A 15,407-nucleotide genomic window follows, 5' to 3' on the forward strand; every position below is an offset into this window, starting at 1 on the left:
CCACGTAGTTGTGGAGCCATTACGAAGTTATTACGATGCGTGTATACGTGTTGTAGAATACTCAATCGCTGTCGTTTTCTAGAGAAAGATGATTGCTTGTGAAGAAGGAAGACGCAATTGAGCTCGAGGGTACGGTGAAGGAACCGTTGCCTAATGCCATGTTTAAGGTCGAGCTCGAGAACGGTCATTCGGTTCTGTGCAACATTTCTGGCAAGATTCGAATGAATTACATCCGTATTCTCCCCGGTGACAGGGTTGTCGTGGAGCTTTCCCCGTACGACCTGACCCGCGGCCGCATCACCTATCGCTACAAATAGCGGCACGCATACACGCACTCTATTTCCGACTGCAGGCTTAGCTCAACCTACGGTCGGATTGTGTGTGAAGACCAGCCATAGTTTTAAACGCCTGCGGCTGGGCGAGTAGATAGTAGGGAAGTAGTTTGAGCGCTACCGAAAGGAAGAACGATGAAGGTACGTCCTTCGGTCAAGAAGATGTGCGATAAGTGCAAAATCATTAGGCGCCATGGCAAGGTCCTCGTCATTTGCGAGAACCCCCGTCATAAGCAGCGTCAGGGTTAAGAGAGGAGACTACGTTGGCCCGTATTAATGGTGTCGACCTCCCGCGTGAGAAGCGCGTTGAGATCGGTCTGACCTACATTTACGGCATCGGCCGCACCACTGCGACGAAGATTTGCGTCGAGTGCAACGTTAACGTGGATACGCGCGTTAAGGACCTCACCGAGGATGAGGTTAACGCCATCCGCGAGTATATCGACAAGAACCAGATCATGGTTGAGGGCGACCTCCGCCGTGAGCGCAACCAGAACGTCAAGCGCCTTATGGACATCGGCTGCAACCGCGGCCTTCGTCACCGCAAGGGCCTCCCGGTCCGCGGCCAGCGCACCCACACTAACGCTCGTACCCGCAAGGGCCCGAAGCGTCAGATCGGTGCTAAGAAGAAGAAATAAGGAGCGCTAGATAGATGGCTACTGCTAAGAAGAACGTTCGCGCTGCCCGTCTGAAGCGCGCGGACCGTAAGAACATTTCCGTGGGCCAGGCTCACATCCGTTCTACGTTCAATAACACGATCGTTTCGATCACCGATCCCCAGGGCAACGTCATTTCCTGGAAGTCGGCTGGCCAGGTGGGCTTCAAGGGCTCCCGTAAGTCCACGCCGTTCGCTGCCCAGATGGCTGCCGAGGCTGCTGCCAAGCAGGCCATGGAGCACGGTATGAAGAAGGTTTCCGTCTTCGTCAAGGGCCCCGGCTCCGGTCGTGAGACCGCCATCCGCTCCCTCCAGGCTGCTGGCCTCGAGGTCTCGAGCATTCAGGACAAGACCCCCATCCCGCACAACGGCTGCCGCCCCAAGAAGCGTCGCCGCGTGTAACTGAAAGGATCGTATCAATATGGCAATCGACAGGACTCCTGTTCTTAAGCGCTGCCGTCAGCTCGGGATCGATCCCGCTGAGCTCGGTTACAGCAGCAAGAAGGAATCTATCCGTCAGCCCAAGCGCCGTCGCAAGGAATCTGAGTACGGCATGCAGCTGCGCGAGAAGCAGAAGGTCAAGTTTATCTATGGCGTTCTGGAGAAGCAGTTCCACGGCTACTTCAACAAGGCCCGTAAGATGAACGGCGTCACCGGTGAGAACCTCATGATCATCCTTGAGTCTCGCCTCGACAACGTTGTTTTCCGTCTTGGCTTCGCTCGCACCCGTAAAGAGGCTCGTCAGTCCGTCCGCCACGGTCACTTCACCGTGAACGGCAAGCGCGTGGACATCCCGTCCTACCGCGTCAAGGCCGGCGACGTCGTCGCTGTCGGCGAGAAGTTCCGTGACCTCCTCCCCATCAAGGAGGCTCTGATTTCCTCCGAGCGCTTTGAGGTCCCTGGCTGGCTTGAGGTCGATATCGAGAAGCTGTCTGGTAACGTGCTCGCTCTGCCGACGCGTGAGCAGATCAGCGGTGATATCAACGAGCAGCTCATCGTCGAGCTCTACTCTAAGTAGTCCATCCGGGCTGCTGAGGCTGGAGGTAATACATGTCAGAATTCATTAGGCCTCAGGTTCAGGTCGAAGAGATCAACGAGACGTCTGCTCGTGTCTCCGTCGAGCCGCTCGAGCGCGGTTACGGTGATACGCTGGGCAACTCCTTGCGTCGCGTTCTTCTGTCCTCGCTCGAGGGTGCCGCTGTCGAGGCTATTCAGATCGATGGTGCGCAGCACGAGTTCATGACCATCCCTAACATGGTCGAGGATGTCACTGACATCGTCCTGAATGTCAAGGGTCTTGTCTTCAGGGCTCTCGGCACGACCGACGAGGCGACCGCCACCATCTCGGTTGACGGCCCCTGCGAGGTCACCGGTGCGGACTTCTTTATTCCGTCCGAGTTTGAGTTGGTCAACCCCGAGCAGCACATCGCTACGCTCACCGAGGGTGGCCATCTCACCATGAGCATGCGCATCGGCTATGGCCGCGGCTATGTCTCTGGCGAGGCCAACAAGCGCGACAACGATCCCATCGGTGTGATCCACGTCGACTCGCTGTACTCGCCGGTATCCCGTTGCGCCAAGCTCGTTGAGGCTTGCCGTGTCGGTCAGCACACCGACTACGACCGCCTTGTCCTCGAGATCGAGACCAACGGCTCCATCGCCCCGCGCGACGCCGTGGTCCAGGCTGCCAATATCATCAACCAGCATATGGCTGCCTTTATGAACCTTGCCGAGACCCCCGAGGTCGAGGAGGAGGTTTCGATCTTCGCTCCCGAGGTCACCAACGACAACGCCGAGCTGGATAAGCAGATCGAGGATCTGGACCTTTCTGTCCGTTCCTACAACTGCCTTAAGCGTGCCAGCATTCACTCGGTCCGTCAGCTCGTTGAGTTCTCGGAGAACGATCTTCTGAACATCCGCAACTTCGGTGTTAAGTCGATCGAGGAAGTGAAGGACAAGCTTGAGTCCATGGGCCTGAGCCTGAAGGCTTAATGCTTCGCATATTTGAGGAGAAACTAGACCATGCGTCACAACGTTAAGAAGGGCCTGAAGCTCGGCACCGATGCGAGCCACACCAAGGCCATGAAGAAGAGCCTGGCCAAGGCCCTCTTCGAGAACGACCGCATCAAGACCACCGAGACCCGCGCTAAGGCGCTGCGTTCGGTTGTCGAGCCGATCATCACCTGGGCCAAGAAGGGCGACCTGCACTCTCGTCGTCTGGCTATCGCCAAGCTCGGCGATAAGCAGCTCGTTGCCGAGATCTTCGACAAGGCTGCTCAGGGCATGTGGCAGGATCGCAACGGCGGTTACACCCGCATCATGAAGCTCGGTAACCGTAAGGGCGACAACGCTCCCATCGTTATCATGGAGCTCGTCACCGAGCCTTGCACGCCCAAGGCCAAGAAGGCTGCTCCGGCCCCAAGAAGGCCGCTGCTCCCAAGAAGGTCGAGGCTGTCGAGGAGACCGCTGCCGAGGAGGCTCCTGCTGAGGAGACCGCTGAGTAGACAATTCGTCTGCATAGGCTATATTCGAGGGGTACGTTCGCGTACCCCTCTTTTTTTGTCGCGATACCGTTGTTTGTTTGTTGGGAGCGCCCATGACCGCGCCGTCTGATTTCAATTTGACTCCAGAGCTCGATGCCACGTTGGTGTTTCGTGTTGCCTATGACGGCTCGTCCTATAGCGGATTTGCCGAGCAGCCAGGGCAGACGACGGTTGCCGGAGAGCTGCGTCTTGCCATAGAGACGCTCTTGCGCCGCTCAGTCGATTTGACTTGTGCCGGGCGCACCGATGCAGGGGTGCATGCGGTGGCCCAATACATCAGCGTGCCCGTTACGGACGCAGAGCTCGCTTTAACGCGCCGCAGGTGGCTGCGAGCTATGGATGCGCTGCTGCCCAAAGATATCGCCGTTAATGAGGTCTACAAGGCCCGTAAGGGCTTTTCTGCGCGTTTTGACGCACGCTCTCGGACCTATACCTACCGCATTGCCGATCGCGATGCGCGTCCGGTGCTATCGCGTGGTGCGGTATGGTGGCATCGTTATCCTTTGGACGTGGATGCGATGGCAGCCGCCTGCCCAGCGCTTTTGGGCGAACAGGACTTTAAGAGCTTTTGTAAGGTCGCTTCTGCCGTGGGCAAGCCAACGCATCGTTGCGTGATGCGTGCCGAGTTTGGCCACGAGGTCGTCTTTGGCGAGGATATCCTTACGTTTACCATCGAGGGCAATGCGTTTTTGCATTCGATGGTGCGCACCATCGTGGGAACGCTCGTCGAGATCGGCATGCATCGCCGCGATCCCGAGTGGATGCGCGAGGTGATTGACGCTTGCGATCGTACTGCTGCGGGTCCCACGGCGCCGGCGTGCGGCCTTACCTTTATGGGCGTAGATTATGACCCCACCGAGCTCGTCGCGCTCGAATAGGGGAGAAGCGAGAGCCATCTAAGTATGCTGCTCGTGTGGGCGAGCCGTGTGCAACATCTGTTCTTGGCGTGCAGCGCATCAGGCGACTCATTGCGTATATTGCCGGGGTGTACCATGAACGGCAGTTGATTATTGCTGTCGAGAGGATGGATAACTTGCTTCGACGTGGCTCGCTTCCGCGACTTTCGGTGATCCTTGTTGTGGAGGGTTCGCCCAGCTACGCGATGCGCGCACTCGAAAGCGTCCAAAACCAAGACCTCTACGATATGCAGATTGTCGTTGCATGTCGCAACGCTGCGCCGGGCGTTCGTCATTCGCTCGATGTTGCCGCGGGCAGAGATATTCACATCGATTTGATAGACGTTGACGATCCGTCGAGCGGAGCTTGCCTTCGCGAGGGTTTTGCCGCTTCGCGCGGGGCCCACATTATCGCAATGAGCGCCGACGAGTGGTTTGCGCCGCACGCGTTTTTGGCAATGCTCGATGTCGCTTGTGAGACCTCGGCAGATATCGTATTTCCCTCGGTGTCGCTCGATCGCTACGATACGCATCGGGAACGCCATTCTCGTATGTTGGACGCGCAATCCATTGCCCTTGCCGACGATGGAGACCGGGCTTCAGGCCTGGCCAAGCTGGTCGAGAGCGGTCTGGTTTGTCAACATTCCGGTGTGATGTATGAACGCTCCCTGTTTGAGTTGTGTCTGCAGCATGCCGAGTCGTATCGTGCGATCGCCTTTTTGGCGCCTGCCCTTTCGCATGCGGAACGCGTATTTGGGTGCGCCGAAGCTTGTTTCCATACGGCCGCGCGATCGGTTGCGGATTCATTCGACCCCACTATGTTCTCGCGACTTTCCGATGACGCCAAGGCGCTTGAAGAGCTTTGCGTGCCATTTGACGCAATAGATGACGATAACCATCTAAAGCTGGCCTGCCAACGGTTTTACTATGGCCGCCTGGTTGCTTGTATCGAGAATTTGTGCCTGAGCCCCCATGGGGTGTCTTCAATTGAGCGCACGGCACGATTGCGTGATATGCTCAATGACGTGCGGACCCGCCAGATGGCGGTGGCCCTTAAGGGAGAGCGCCGAGGCCTTGGACTTTTGTTTGGGCCGATTGCCAACGTTAAGCCTATGCGCTGCGTTATGTATGCGCATCTGGCTGCTTTTTTGAACAGAACGGGCGCAAGGATAGCCTAGCTGTGTCATATTCGCAAATAATTTGCATATAATTGTTTCGAAATGCGTTCTTATTCACAAATAGCCTCAAATAGCGCTAAACTATTCAATCACTGATAGATTGTCTTCGCCATCTATGGAGTGAGGTTTTATATGGCTAAAAAACGCAACGGGCGCCAGGATGCCATCAGAGATATCGTGCGCAATAAAGACGTGCGTACGCAGCGCGTGCTGGTGGACGAACTCCGCGCCATGGGCTTTGATTGCACGCAGGCGACGGTTTCGCGTGACATCGCCGATATGGGGCTGCGCAAACTGCCCGAGGGCATCTATGTTCTGGCTGAGGACCTGCACCTGCAGCGCATGGTCTCCGAGCTGGTTACCGGTGTGTTGCGCACCGACAACCTGGTTATGATTAAGGCTCAGCCCGGCACCGCCTCGGGCATTGCCGCGGCTGTCGATGCGGCCGAGCTGCCCGATGTGCTCGGGTCGCTTGCCGGCAATGACACGATTTTGGTTATCGCTCAGACTGCCGAGGATGGCGAACGCCTCGAAGCGCTGATTAACAAGCTCAGTGCCGCGCGTAAATAGCTTTACGCGCGTAAACAACGCCAGCTAAGACGGCAGAAATACAGGGGCGTCGGTTTTGAGCCGACGCCCTTTTTGTGGCGGTCCTGTCGTGGCATCTCGATTGCGCGCGATATGCCATGTATGTCCCAACAAAAAGCGCCCGAGCATTTGAGCTGCTCGGGCGCTTTGCTATCTACTGACCTGTGGAAGGATCGGGGGTCGGGCTAGGGCTGGGATCGGGGGTCGGGCCAGGGTCGGGGCTGGGGCTGGGATCGGGGCTGGGGCTGGGGTCGGGAGTAGGGGTGGTACTGCCGCCATCGCCTTCGCCGCCGGTGTTACCGCCCTCGTTGCCGCTCCCGCCGGTGGTCTCCGTCTCTTCTTCCTCGTCTTCGTCCTTATCCTCGTCCTCTTCCTTCTTCTTGTTGTTTGTGCCGTAGAACTTCCAGACGTTATTGTTCTTGTACGTGGGAGCCGTTCCGGTCGGGAACTCCTCGCGCTCGGCGCCCGCAAGAACGGTGTTCATGAACTTCTTAAAGACGGGCAGGTTGGTGCTGTCGCCCAGCAGGTCCGAACCGTACTTTTGGATGGGAATCTCGCCTGCGGAATAACCGGTCCACAGGGCGCATGCCAGTTGCGGCGTGTAGCCGCAGAACCACAGGTTGGTGGTGTTGTCAGTGGTGCCCGTTTTGCCGGCATAGGGCTGGTTGACGCTCAGCGCGCCGGCGGCACCCGTGCCGCTGCCCTGCATGACGCCGGATAGAACGTCGGTAACCGCGGCAGCCTCGCCTTCGGTGAGCACCCGCGTGGGATTGTCGGTGTGCTGGTACAGAACCGAGCCGGTACGCGAGTCGATCTCGGTGATGGCGATCGGCTGGCGATAATAGCCGCCGTTGGCAAAAGCGGCGTAGGCCGATGCCATCTCGAGCGGTGAGATGGACCCGGTGCCGAGCGTCATGACGGGAACGTCCTCGATATTGTCCTTGGCGGGATCGATGCCGAGCTTTTTGACGAGCGACATGATCTTGTCATTGCCGATGGCTTCGGCCACCTGAATGTAGCCGGTGTTGGATGAGTATGCCGTTGCCTGCTTAAGCGTGATGTTGCCATAGCTCTGCTTGTCATAGTTTTGCACCTCGGTCGTGGTGCCCTTGGCCTTGAGTGGCGAGTTGCAGTTGAGAATAACGTTGGGGTTCATGCCGTTTTGGATGGCAGTTGCCAGCGTAAAGGCCTTAAACGTGGAGCCCACGGGGCGCTTTGCCGTAGCGTGGTTCACGTGATTCTCGTCGGCGTTGTAGTCGTAGCCGCCCACCATGCACTTGATGTAGCCGGTCTTGGGGTCAACGACAACCATGCCCATGTCCAGGCCATCGAGCGAAAGCGTGTCGAGCTGGGCGCGCACAGCCTCCTCGGCCACCTGCTGCATGGTGGGGTCGATGGTGGTCTTAACAGTCAGGCCACCCTTAAAGAGTACGTCGGTGGAGAACTCCTGCTCGAGCAGCTGTTTGACATAGGAGACAAAGTAGGGCTGTGAGTATACGTCGACGCCGCTGCCCGAGATCTCGGTCACGTTGAGGGTGATGGGCTCAGCCTGCGCGGCATCGTGCTCTTCCTGCGTGATGTGGCCCAGGCGCAGCATGTTGTCGAGCACCTTATTGCGGCGGGACAGCGCCAGGTCGGGATTGACCGTGGGGTCGTACTGTGAAGGCGAGTTGGGCAGACCGATGAGCAGCGCGGCCTCGCTCAGGGTGAGGTCGGAAGCACTCTTGGAGAGGTAGGTCTCGGCGGCGGCCTCGATGCCATAGGCGCCGTGGCCATAGTAAATGGTGTTGAGGTACATCATGAGGATCTCGTCTTTGGAGTACATGTCCTCCATCTTGATGGCGATATAGGCCTCGCGCACCTTACGCTCGATGGTCGAGTCGAACTGCTCCTCCTGCAGGATGGTGTTGCGCACCAGCTGCTGGGTGATGGTCGAGGCTCCTTCGTGGCCGCCGGCAAGGGTTGCCACCGAGGCACGCGCGATGCCCAAGAGGTCGATGCCGCCGTGCTCGTAGAAACGCTCGTCCTCGACGTCGATCGTGCCCTGCAGGACGTACGGGGAGACCTGGTCCTTGGTGATGGACTTGCGGTTTTGGGTATAGAAGCTGGCGATCTTGTTGCCGTTGCAGTCAACAATCTCGGTGGGCTCGCTGACCAGATAGGCGTTGGCGTCGGTGTAGTCGGGCAGGTCGGACAGCCAGCGGTTGACGTTGCCGATCATGCCGATGCCAAATGCTACGCCCGCGATGAGCAAAAAGCCCAAAAGCGAAAGCAGGATGACGGGCAGGACGTGCGTCTTAGAGCGACCGTGTCCCTGTCGTTGGCGAGGACCCATATGTTGACCTCCAAGTATGTCGTGCCAGGCGGCGGGTGTGCGTCGGGCAGGATGGACATAAGTTATTACACGATAAACCAATCGAGCCGCGCGAAGCCTCGTGTATGCTGGTTGACGGCAATTAACAGAGTGATTGCATACCTTGGTAAGGAGTTTGCCGATGGCGATTTGGGCGACGGAGCCTAGCAGACAATGCGGGAATGGGACGCCAACATCGGGTCTGGCACTGCCCGAGCTGTTGGCTCCGGCTGGCGGGCTCAGTCAGATGCTCGCCGCGATCGCGGCAGGTGCCGATGCCATTTATGCCGGGTTGAGCGGATTTAACGCCCGCGTGAGTGCGCACGGGTTTAGTGACGACGAATTTGCGCGCGGGTGTGCCGTGGCGCACGCCCATGGTGTGCGCGTGTACGTGACGCTCAACGTATTCGTGTTCGACGACGAGCTGTCCGAAGCCGTGGCACTGGGGGCACATGCGCATGCGCTGGGCGCCGATGCGCTGATCGTGGCGGATGCGGGCCTAGCCCGCGCGCTGCATGCGGCAATTCCGGGGGTCGAGATTCATCTGTCCACCCAAGCGGGCGTCCATAGCAAGGGGGCCGTGCGTTTGGCGGCTGACGAGCTGGGGGTCGAGCGCGTGACGACGGCGCGCGAGCTGACCGTGGCAGAGATTGCGATGCTCTGCGCTACCGGTGTGCCCATCGAGGTGTTCTGCCATGGCGCCATATGCATTGGCTATTCGGGCGCGTGCGAGTTTTCGGCCCTGCGGCGCGGACGGTCGGCGATGCGTGGCGACTGCACGCAGCCGTGCCGCCTGGCATACGACTTGGTGGATGAGGCTGGGGAGAGCGTCGTTGCCGTCGAAGGCGATCGTCTGCTCTGCCCGCGTGACTATCTGGGCATTGCTCATTTACCCGAGCTTGTTGCTGCCGGGGTGGCGTCGCTCAAGATCGAGGGGCGTATGAAGAACCCCGACTACGTCTACAACGTGGTGCGGGCGTGGCGCCGGGCGCTCGATATGCTGCGTGATGGCGCGTGGGATCCCGATGCCGTGCAGGCGCTCGAACGTGAGCTGGGAAGGTCGTTTAACCGCGGGTTTACCGACGCGTATCTGCGAGGCCGCTCGGGCGAGGAGCTTATGAGTTTTGAACGCGCGATCAACCAGGGCGTGCATGTGGGCCGTTTGGTTGCCGTGGGACACGAGGAGGTTACCGTCGAGCTCGATGCCGCCGTGGCGGCGGGCGATACGCTCGAGATCAGGTTTTACCCGGGCGCCGACGCTCGGCCCGATGTACCTAAACGCTGGCCGCAAGTTCCCTGCCCGGTGGATGCCGCGGCGGGGGAGCGCATCGTTGTCCATTGCAAGCGCAAGGTCGACGCGGGCTGCGAAGTGTATCTGATTCGCAGCGCTGGCGTGCTTGAGCAAACGGCGGCGGCACTGGAGCGCATGCGGGCCGAGGCCGATACGGCCGTGCTTGCGAAACGCGCTGTCGAGACGCTGCCGTTTGCGGGCGTTCTGATGGATGGTGGCGCGCAGCCGGAAGAACCTGCAGAGTCTGTCGCCGCTCGCTTGGTCTTTGCCTGGCAGCTGATGGACCAGGACCCGAACGAAGAGCTCGACCTGTCCGATGCGACTGTTGTGCTCGACGAGGTCTGCCGTGTGGGCGATATCGAGCGTATTCGGTCGCTCATGCAGCGCGCCGGCCGCATCGTCTGTCGTAATCTGGGACAAGTGGCGATAGCTCGCGAACTGCGCGTCGCCTTTGACGTGGCGGCGCCGGTGTTCTGTGCGAACCGGGCAACGCTCGCCTGGTTGCGAGGGCTTGGGGCGCAGCGCGTGTTTTTGCCTGCCGAACTTGTCGCTCACGATGCGAAACGCGTTGCCGAGCTTGCCGCCTGTCCTGGCGTCCTGGGCCCCGTCGACACCGATCGTCCCGAGCTCATGGTGTGCGAGCACTGCCTGCTGACCGCCGAGGGCGTCTGTGCCACCGATGCGACGGGACAGGCCTGTTGCCGCGACTGCTTGCGTCGCCGGCAGACGCGCTATCTGGTTGAGCGTGACGGTACACGTCTGCCAGTTGCCATCGACGCATGCGGCAGGACGAGGATTTTCCTGTCGTAGGTGCTGCGTCGCGTCAGTTTGTTATCATATGAGAGTTTATGGACTTCCAGCACCGCCGTTTTCGGCGAGGGTGCTATAGCAAAAGGAGGATACCCAATGCTGTCTGTTGACGAGCAAATGCGTATCATCACCTCGGGCGCCGCGAAGATCGTCCCCGAGGCCGACCTTCGCAAGAAGCTTGAGAAGGGTGAGCCCCTCAACATCAAGCTCGGCGTCGATCCCACCAGCCCCGACCTACACCTGGGCCACGCCGTGCCCCTGCGCAAGATGCGCCAGTTCCAGGACCTGGGCCATAACGTCACCCTGATCATCGGCAACGGTACCGCGCTGATCGGCGATCCTTCGGGCAAGAACTCCACCCGCCCGCAGCTTTCTCAGGAGCAGATCGAGGCCAACGCCGAGACCTACGTGAGCCAGGCCATGAAGATCTTGGACCCCGAGAAGACCACCATCGTGCACAACGGCGACTGGATCTTGTCGATGGACCTGGCCGGTCTGCTGCAGGTGTGCTCCAAGTTCACCGTCGCCCGCATTCTTGAGCGCGATGACTTTACCAAGCGCTATCAGTCCCAGACGCCGATCGCCCTGCACGAGTTCCTGTATCCCGTGATGCAGGCATACGATTCGGTCATGATCAAGGCTGACGTGGAGATGGGCGGCACCGACCAGCTTTTCAACCTGCTCGCCGGCCGTGAGCTCATGGAGAAGATGGGCATGGAGCCGCAGATCGCGCTCACCATGCCGCTGCTCGAGGGCACCGATGGCGTCCGTAAGATGTCCAAGTCCTATGGCAACTACATCGGTCTGACCGACGCGCCCAAGGATATGTTCGGCAAGACTATGTCCATCCCCGACGAGATGATCGGCAAGTACTACCGCCTGGCGAGCTCGCTCACCCCGGCCGAGGTCGACAAGATCGACGCTGCCCTGGCCGATGGCTCTGCCGATCCCTATGAGCTCAAGCGCGCTCTGGGCCGCGACCTGTGCGACACCTACCACGGCGCCGGTGCCGGCGACGAGGCTCAGGCCGAGTTCGACCGCGTGTTCAAGGAGGGCCAGCTTGCCGACTTCCCCGAGAAGCACGTTGAGCTGACTGTTAACGACGAGGGCCAGATCTACCTCGCCGGCCTGCTCAAGGACCTGGGTCTTTCGGCCAGCGCCGGCCAGGCCCGCCGCGACATTGACGGCGGCGGTGTCAAGATCAACGGCAAGGCCGTGGCTCCCAAGAGCTACAACATCGACCCCAGTGCCCTCAAGCTGGGCGACACCCTCTCCGTGGGCAAGCGCAAGGGCTTCAAGTTGATTTAGTTACGCGGTTTTACCAAACCGCGTAACAGCTCGACGCTGCCCTCAGTTCCGCCGTTCTAACGAACGGCGGACCGGTCGACGCTGCGCGGGCTCCAGAGCGACAACTTGTCATTCAAAGAGGACGGCATGACCAGAATTTAGTTACGCGGTTTTACCAAACCGCGTAACGGCTCGACGCTGCAAACCCGCCAGAGCGGCAATCTGCCTTTCAACTTCGGCGGCATGACCAGAAGGTCAATGCCGCCTCGTTTCAAGGCACCTTGCTCGCTCTGGCGGGCTTTCGCTGGCGTTAGCAAAACATCGGCGTTTCCGTGGTTGGCACTTGGGTGGTGCTTAGGGGCGATCCTTTTGTGCCGGCACTTTGGGACACTCCTTGTCAGTGGTGCAAAGCAGCCTGTCCCCATTGCGCCAAGCGGTGTGTGCCGTTAAGCAGAGGGGCGTATTGCTGGCCCATCGTTTGGGCATACAATGGCTATTGGCTTGCTGCGGTGAAGGTCTGTCCGCTCCGCAGCTTTTTTCTACGGTTAAAGGAGTATGTATGTCCGTTGAGGTCATGAGGTCTGTGATCGATGCCGCCGAGGGCCGCGTGCCCGTCGACACGCTGTTTGCCAACGCACAGATCGTCGATGTGTACGGTCAGCGCGTGGCGCCCGGTAGCGTCGCCGTCAAGGACGGCGTGATCGTCGGTGTTCTCTACGATGGTCGAGATGACGCTGCTGGTACGTACGAGGCAGCTGAGGTCATCGACTGTCAGGGTCGCTATCTCGCACCCGGTTTTATTGACGGACACTTGCATATCGAGTCTTCGAACATCCGCCCTGCCGAGTATGCGCGCATGGCGGCGACGCGTGGCACCACCACCGCTATTGCCGACAGCCACGAGATCGCTAACGTTTCCGGCCTAGACGGCCTGCGCTTTATGATTGAGGACGGTTGTCGCGCGCCCATCTCCATCAAGTACATGATGCCTTCGTGCGTGCCCGCACTGCCCGACGAGCAGGCCGGTGCCGTCATCACCGCTGCCGATATGCAGGCGTTTTTTGCCGAGCATCCGGGCGATGTCTTTGGTCTGGGCGAAATGATGAACCTGCCGGGTGTCTTTATGGCCGACCCCGAGACCTGCGCTCGCATCGATGCTGCCAACCAGACGCCGTCCAAGCAGGTCGACGGTCATGCTCCGCTTGTTGCCGGCAAGGATCTCAACGCCTATGCCGCGGCGGGTATTATCGCCGACCACGAGTCGACGATTCCCGAGGAAGCGCTCGACAAGCTATCCCGCGGCATGTATGTCATGCTGCGCGAGGGCACCTGCAGCCATGACCTTGCCAACCTGTCGCCTATGCTGCTGGAAAACCCCGCCCGTGCTCGCCGCTGCTGCTTTGCGACCGACGACCGCGCTCCCTCCGATGCGCTTTCGACCGGCATGATCGACAACGCCTGCCGCGTGGCCATCGAGGCCGGCATCGACCCCGTGGTTGCCATCTCCATGGCGTCCCTTTCCACGGCCGAGGCCTTTGGCCTGGACCACGGTTGCCGCGATCCGCATGAGCTCCGCGGCGCCATCGCTCCGGGCAAGCGTGCCGACCTGCTGGTGCTCAACGATCTGACGTTTGCCACGGCCCCGCATCGCGTATATGCCGCCGGTGCTCTGGTGGCGCAGGATGGCACCTTTGTGGGCGAGATCGCACCCGAGATGGCTGAGGTTGCGGCCCTTGCCGACGAGCTGCGCGCTTCCGTTAAGCTGCCGAAGCTTTCGCTCGACGTTTTCGACTATGCCTTTAAGCCGGGCGAGGCTGTGATTGACGTGGTGCCGGGTAAGGCCATCACGGGTATGGCTCGCCCCGAGAGCGCCGAGGGCCTGCGCCGCATTATGCTGATTGAGCGCCATGGCCGCGGCGTGTCGCTGCAAGCCGAGGGCGTCGACGGCGACGGTCCCGCTGGCCTGGGCCTGGTCGGCAAGCATATCGGTCGCGGCTGGGTGCGCGGTTTCACCATCACCGGTGGTGCCATTGCCTCCACGATCGGCCACGACTCGCACAACGTGTGCGTGGTGGGCGACAACGCCGCCGATATGATGGCTGCTGTTGAGGCCGTGGGCCAGGGCGGTCACGTGCTGGTGCACAACGGCGAGGTCGTGGCGCGCATTCCGCTGGCGCTCGGTGGCCTGATGAGCGAGGGCACGGCCGAGGATGTCGCGGCGCAGCACGACGACTTTATGGTCAAGGCACGCGCCATGGGTATTGAGCCGCCGCTCGATCCCATCATGGGCATCATCTTCCTGCCTCTGCCGGTGATCCCGACGCTCCGCATCCGCCCCGAGGGCATGTTCGACGTCACCACCTTCACCTACGCCGACTAGTCATCGGGGACGTTCTTAAACGACTAGTCGCTGGGGACACTCTTTGGCGTGTCGCCTGACACCGCGACCGTGGGCTCTCTGGCGCGCGTGAGCTATTTGCCAGGTCTTTGTAACGTTTATGACTGCGGGGTCTTATTTGAGCTCCCTTTGGGTACGTTGGAATCGGATACACGTTCGATTCCAGCAAGCCCGAAGGGAGCTTTACTATGTTTAAGCTGATTGCATCCGATATGGACGGCACGCTGCTTGACGAAAACGGCCAGGTGCCTCCCGAGACCTACGAACTGATCCTGGCACTACGCGAGCATGGCGTGCATTTTGCCGCGTCGTCAGGCCGCCGCTACGATCGCCTGTGCGAGTTCTTTGCACCCGTTCGCGACAAGATGGACTTTGTCGCAGCTAACGGTGCCCAGGTCTACGCGGACGGCAAAATGGTAGACCGCGAGGTGTATTCGCACCTGGCGATTCGAAAGCTCGCCCAGGCCGTCGCGACGTTTCCCAATTTGCATCTTGCACTCTTTGACCGAACCAAGTCCTTTTTGCTCGATGACGAGTGCAAGTTCGTGCGCGAGGTCGATAAGGACCTTCCCAATGCCGAGCGCATTTGGGAGCTGCCCGATCCCAGCGTAAATATCATCAAGGCGAGTATCTTTTGCGATGACTGTGCCGTTATGGACAGCGCCTACGTGCTACAGCGCGAACTCGGCCAGTTCTTTACCTTTGCGCCTTCGGGCAACGCGTGGATCGATGCCATGCAGCCCGGTGTGTCGAAGGCCTCGGGCATCGCACAGCTCATGGAGCACTATGGCGTCGAACGCGACGAGGTCATGGCGTTTGGCGACTCGATGAACGACTACGAGATCATTCGCTTTGTCGGCACGGGCTGCGCGATGGAAAACGCGCGCCCCGCGCTCAAGGCAGTCGCCGATCGCGTGGTGGGGCGCAACCGCGACCACGCCGTCCAGCAGGAGCTCCGTCGCGTGCTGGAGAGTCTCGCCTAATTCGGCAGATGGGGACAGTCCTTGCAGCGCCCCGCGAAGAGTGCCCCCAACGACTACTGTGACCAGGGTAGCTAAAAAAGCCCCGTCCCAAAT

14 protein-coding genes and 1 pseudogene are annotated in these 15,407 nt (G+C 60.0%); 14 read left to right on the forward strand and 1 reads right to left on the reverse strand.

The window, feature by feature from the left end; genetic code table 11:
• Positions 1 to 98 precede the first annotated feature (98 nt).
• The 10 genes and pseudogenes from infA to ACTQV3_RS00440 all read left to right on the forward strand — a co-directional run bounded on the left by infA (position 99) and on the right by ACTQV3_RS00440 (position 6,174).
• On the forward strand, positions 99 to 317 hold the full coding sequence (infA, locus tag ACTQV3_RS00395; protein ID WP_035137443.1) for a translation initiation factor IF-1: 219 nt from the start codon (positions 99 to 101) through the stop codon (positions 315 to 317).
• Between the two features lie 150 nt (positions 318 to 467).
• Positions 468 to 581, forward strand: coding sequence for a 50S ribosomal protein L36 (rpmJ, locus tag ACTQV3_RS00400; RefSeq protein ID WP_006363204.1), 114 nt, complete (start codon positions 468 to 470; stop codon positions 579 to 581).
• Positions 582 to 595: 14 nt separating this feature from the next.
• Positions 596 to 970: a 30S ribosomal protein S13 gene (rpsM, locus tag ACTQV3_RS00405; RefSeq protein WP_154516058.1), complete on the forward strand. Its 375-nt coding sequence runs from the start codon at positions 596 to 598 to the stop codon at positions 968 to 970.
• 14 nt (positions 971 to 984) lie between these two features.
• Entirely contained in the window at positions 985 to 1,389 is a 405-nt protein-coding gene (gene rpsK, locus ACTQV3_RS00410; protein ID WP_006235274.1) for a 30S ribosomal protein S11, read from the forward strand.
• A 19-nt stretch (positions 1,390 to 1,408) separates the two neighbouring features.
• Positions 1,409 to 2,005 carry a 30S ribosomal protein S4 gene (gene rpsD / locus ACTQV3_RS00415; protein WP_006235275.1) on the forward strand — a complete coding sequence of 199 codons (597 nt, stop codon included), beginning with the start codon at positions 1,409 to 1,411 and terminating at the stop codon, positions 2,003 to 2,005.
• A 32-nt stretch (positions 2,006 to 2,037) separates the two neighbouring features.
• Positions 2,038 to 2,979 (forward strand): DNA-directed RNA polymerase subunit alpha, encoded by a 942-nt coding sequence (locus ACTQV3_RS00420; protein ID WP_154516055.1) that lies wholly within the window; start codon positions 2,038 to 2,040, stop codon positions 2,977 to 2,979.
• A gap of 30 nt (positions 2,980 to 3,009) precedes the next feature.
• Positions 3,010 to 3,491 (forward strand): annotated as a pseudogene (gene rplQ, locus ACTQV3_RS00425) (50S ribosomal protein L17).
• A 92-nt stretch (positions 3,492 to 3,583) separates the two neighbouring features.
• Positions 3,584 to 4,408, forward strand: coding sequence for a tRNA pseudouridine(38-40) synthase TruA (truA, locus tag ACTQV3_RS00430; RefSeq protein ID WP_441535672.1), 825 nt, complete (start codon positions 3,584 to 3,586; stop codon positions 4,406 to 4,408).
• Positions 4,409 to 4,563: 155 nt separating this feature from the next.
• Entirely contained in the window at positions 4,564 to 5,604 is a 1,041-nt protein-coding gene (locus ACTQV3_RS00435) for a glycosyltransferase (RefSeq protein WP_441549779.1), read from the forward strand.
• A gap of 132 nt (positions 5,605 to 5,736) precedes the next feature.
• Positions 5,737 to 6,174, forward strand: a complete 438-nt coding sequence (locus tag ACTQV3_RS00440) for an arginine repressor (RefSeq protein ID WP_154516043.1) — start codon at positions 5,737 to 5,739, stop codon at positions 6,172 to 6,174.
• 172 nt (positions 6,175 to 6,346) lie between these two features.
• Here ACTQV3_RS00440 and ACTQV3_RS00445 read toward each other — a convergent pair whose 3' ends face one another.
• Entirely contained in the window at positions 6,347 to 8,527 is a 2,181-nt protein-coding gene (locus ACTQV3_RS00445) for a transglycosylase domain-containing protein (protein ID WP_441535674.1), read from the reverse strand.
• A 160-nt stretch (positions 8,528 to 8,687) separates the two neighbouring features.
• Between ACTQV3_RS00445 and ACTQV3_RS00450 the strand changes: the two genes are divergently transcribed.
• From ACTQV3_RS00450 to ACTQV3_RS00465, 4 genes are all read left to right on the forward strand, one after another.
• Complete coding sequence (locus ACTQV3_RS00450) at positions 8,688 to 10,646, forward strand: U32 family peptidase (protein WP_441535675.1); 1,959 nt, start codon at positions 8,688 to 8,690, stop codon at positions 10,644 to 10,646.
• Between the two features lie 96 nt (positions 10,647 to 10,742).
• Positions 10,743 to 11,954 carry a tyrosine--tRNA ligase gene (tyrS, locus tag ACTQV3_RS00455; protein WP_117769435.1) on the forward strand — a complete coding sequence of 404 codons (1,212 nt, stop codon included), beginning with the start codon at positions 10,743 to 10,745 and terminating at the stop codon, positions 11,952 to 11,954.
• A gap of 538 nt (positions 11,955 to 12,492) precedes the next feature.
• Positions 12,493 to 14,313 carry an adenine deaminase gene (locus tag ACTQV3_RS00460; RefSeq protein WP_441535676.1) on the forward strand — a complete coding sequence of 607 codons (1,821 nt, stop codon included), beginning with the start codon at positions 12,493 to 12,495 and terminating at the stop codon, positions 14,311 to 14,313.
• Between the two features lie 206 nt (positions 14,314 to 14,519).
• Entirely contained in the window at positions 14,520 to 15,314 is a 795-nt protein-coding gene (locus tag ACTQV3_RS00465) for a Cof-type HAD-IIB family hydrolase (RefSeq protein WP_441535677.1), read from the forward strand.
• Positions 15,315 to 15,407 lie beyond the last annotated feature (93 nt).

The organism is Collinsella sp. LCP19S3_A7 (genome assembly GCF_052121995.1).
In the GTDB taxonomy this organism is placed as follows: domain Bacteria; phylum Actinomycetota; class Coriobacteriia; order Coriobacteriales; family Coriobacteriaceae; genus Collinsella.

Excerpts from the sequence above, each read along its gene's own strand:
- ACTQV3_RS00465 (WP_441535677.1), top strand. The coding sequence starts at position 14,520 with ATGTTTAAGCTGATTGCATCCGATATGGACGGCACGCTGCTTGACGAA.
- ACTQV3_RS00420 (WP_154516055.1), top strand. The coding sequence starts at position 2,038 with ATGTCAGAATTCATTAGGCCTCAGGTTCAGGTCGAAGAGATCAACGAG.
- rpsK (WP_006235274.1), top strand. The coding sequence starts at position 985 with ATGGCTACTGCTAAGAAGAACGTTCGCGCTGCCCGTCTGAAGCGCGCG.
- ACTQV3_RS00450 (WP_441535675.1), top strand. The coding sequence starts at position 8,688 with ATGGCGATTTGGGCGACGGAGCCTAGCAGACAATGCGGGAATGGGACG.
- rpsD (WP_006235275.1), top strand. The coding sequence starts at position 1,409 with ATGGCAATCGACAGGACTCCTGTTCTTAAGCGCTGCCGTCAGCTCGGG.
- ACTQV3_RS00460 (WP_441535676.1), top strand. The coding sequence starts at position 12,493 with ATGTCCGTTGAGGTCATGAGGTCTGTGATCGATGCCGCCGAGGGCCGC.
- truA (WP_441535672.1), top strand. The coding sequence starts at position 3,584 with ATGACCGCGCCGTCTGATTTCAATTTGACTCCAGAGCTCGATGCCACG.
- ACTQV3_RS00445 (WP_441535674.1), bottom strand. The coding sequence starts at position 8,527 with ATGGGTCCTCGCCAACGACAGGGACACGGTCGCTCTAAGACGCACGTC.
- ACTQV3_RS00440 (WP_154516043.1), top strand. The coding sequence starts at position 5,737 with ATGGCTAAAAAACGCAACGGGCGCCAGGATGCCATCAGAGATATCGTG.
- rpmJ (WP_006363204.1), top strand. The coding sequence starts at position 468 with ATGAAGGTACGTCCTTCGGTCAAGAAGATGTGCGATAAGTGCAAAATC.
- tyrS (WP_117769435.1), top strand. The coding sequence starts at position 10,743 with ATGCTGTCTGTTGACGAGCAAATGCGTATCATCACCTCGGGCGCCGCG.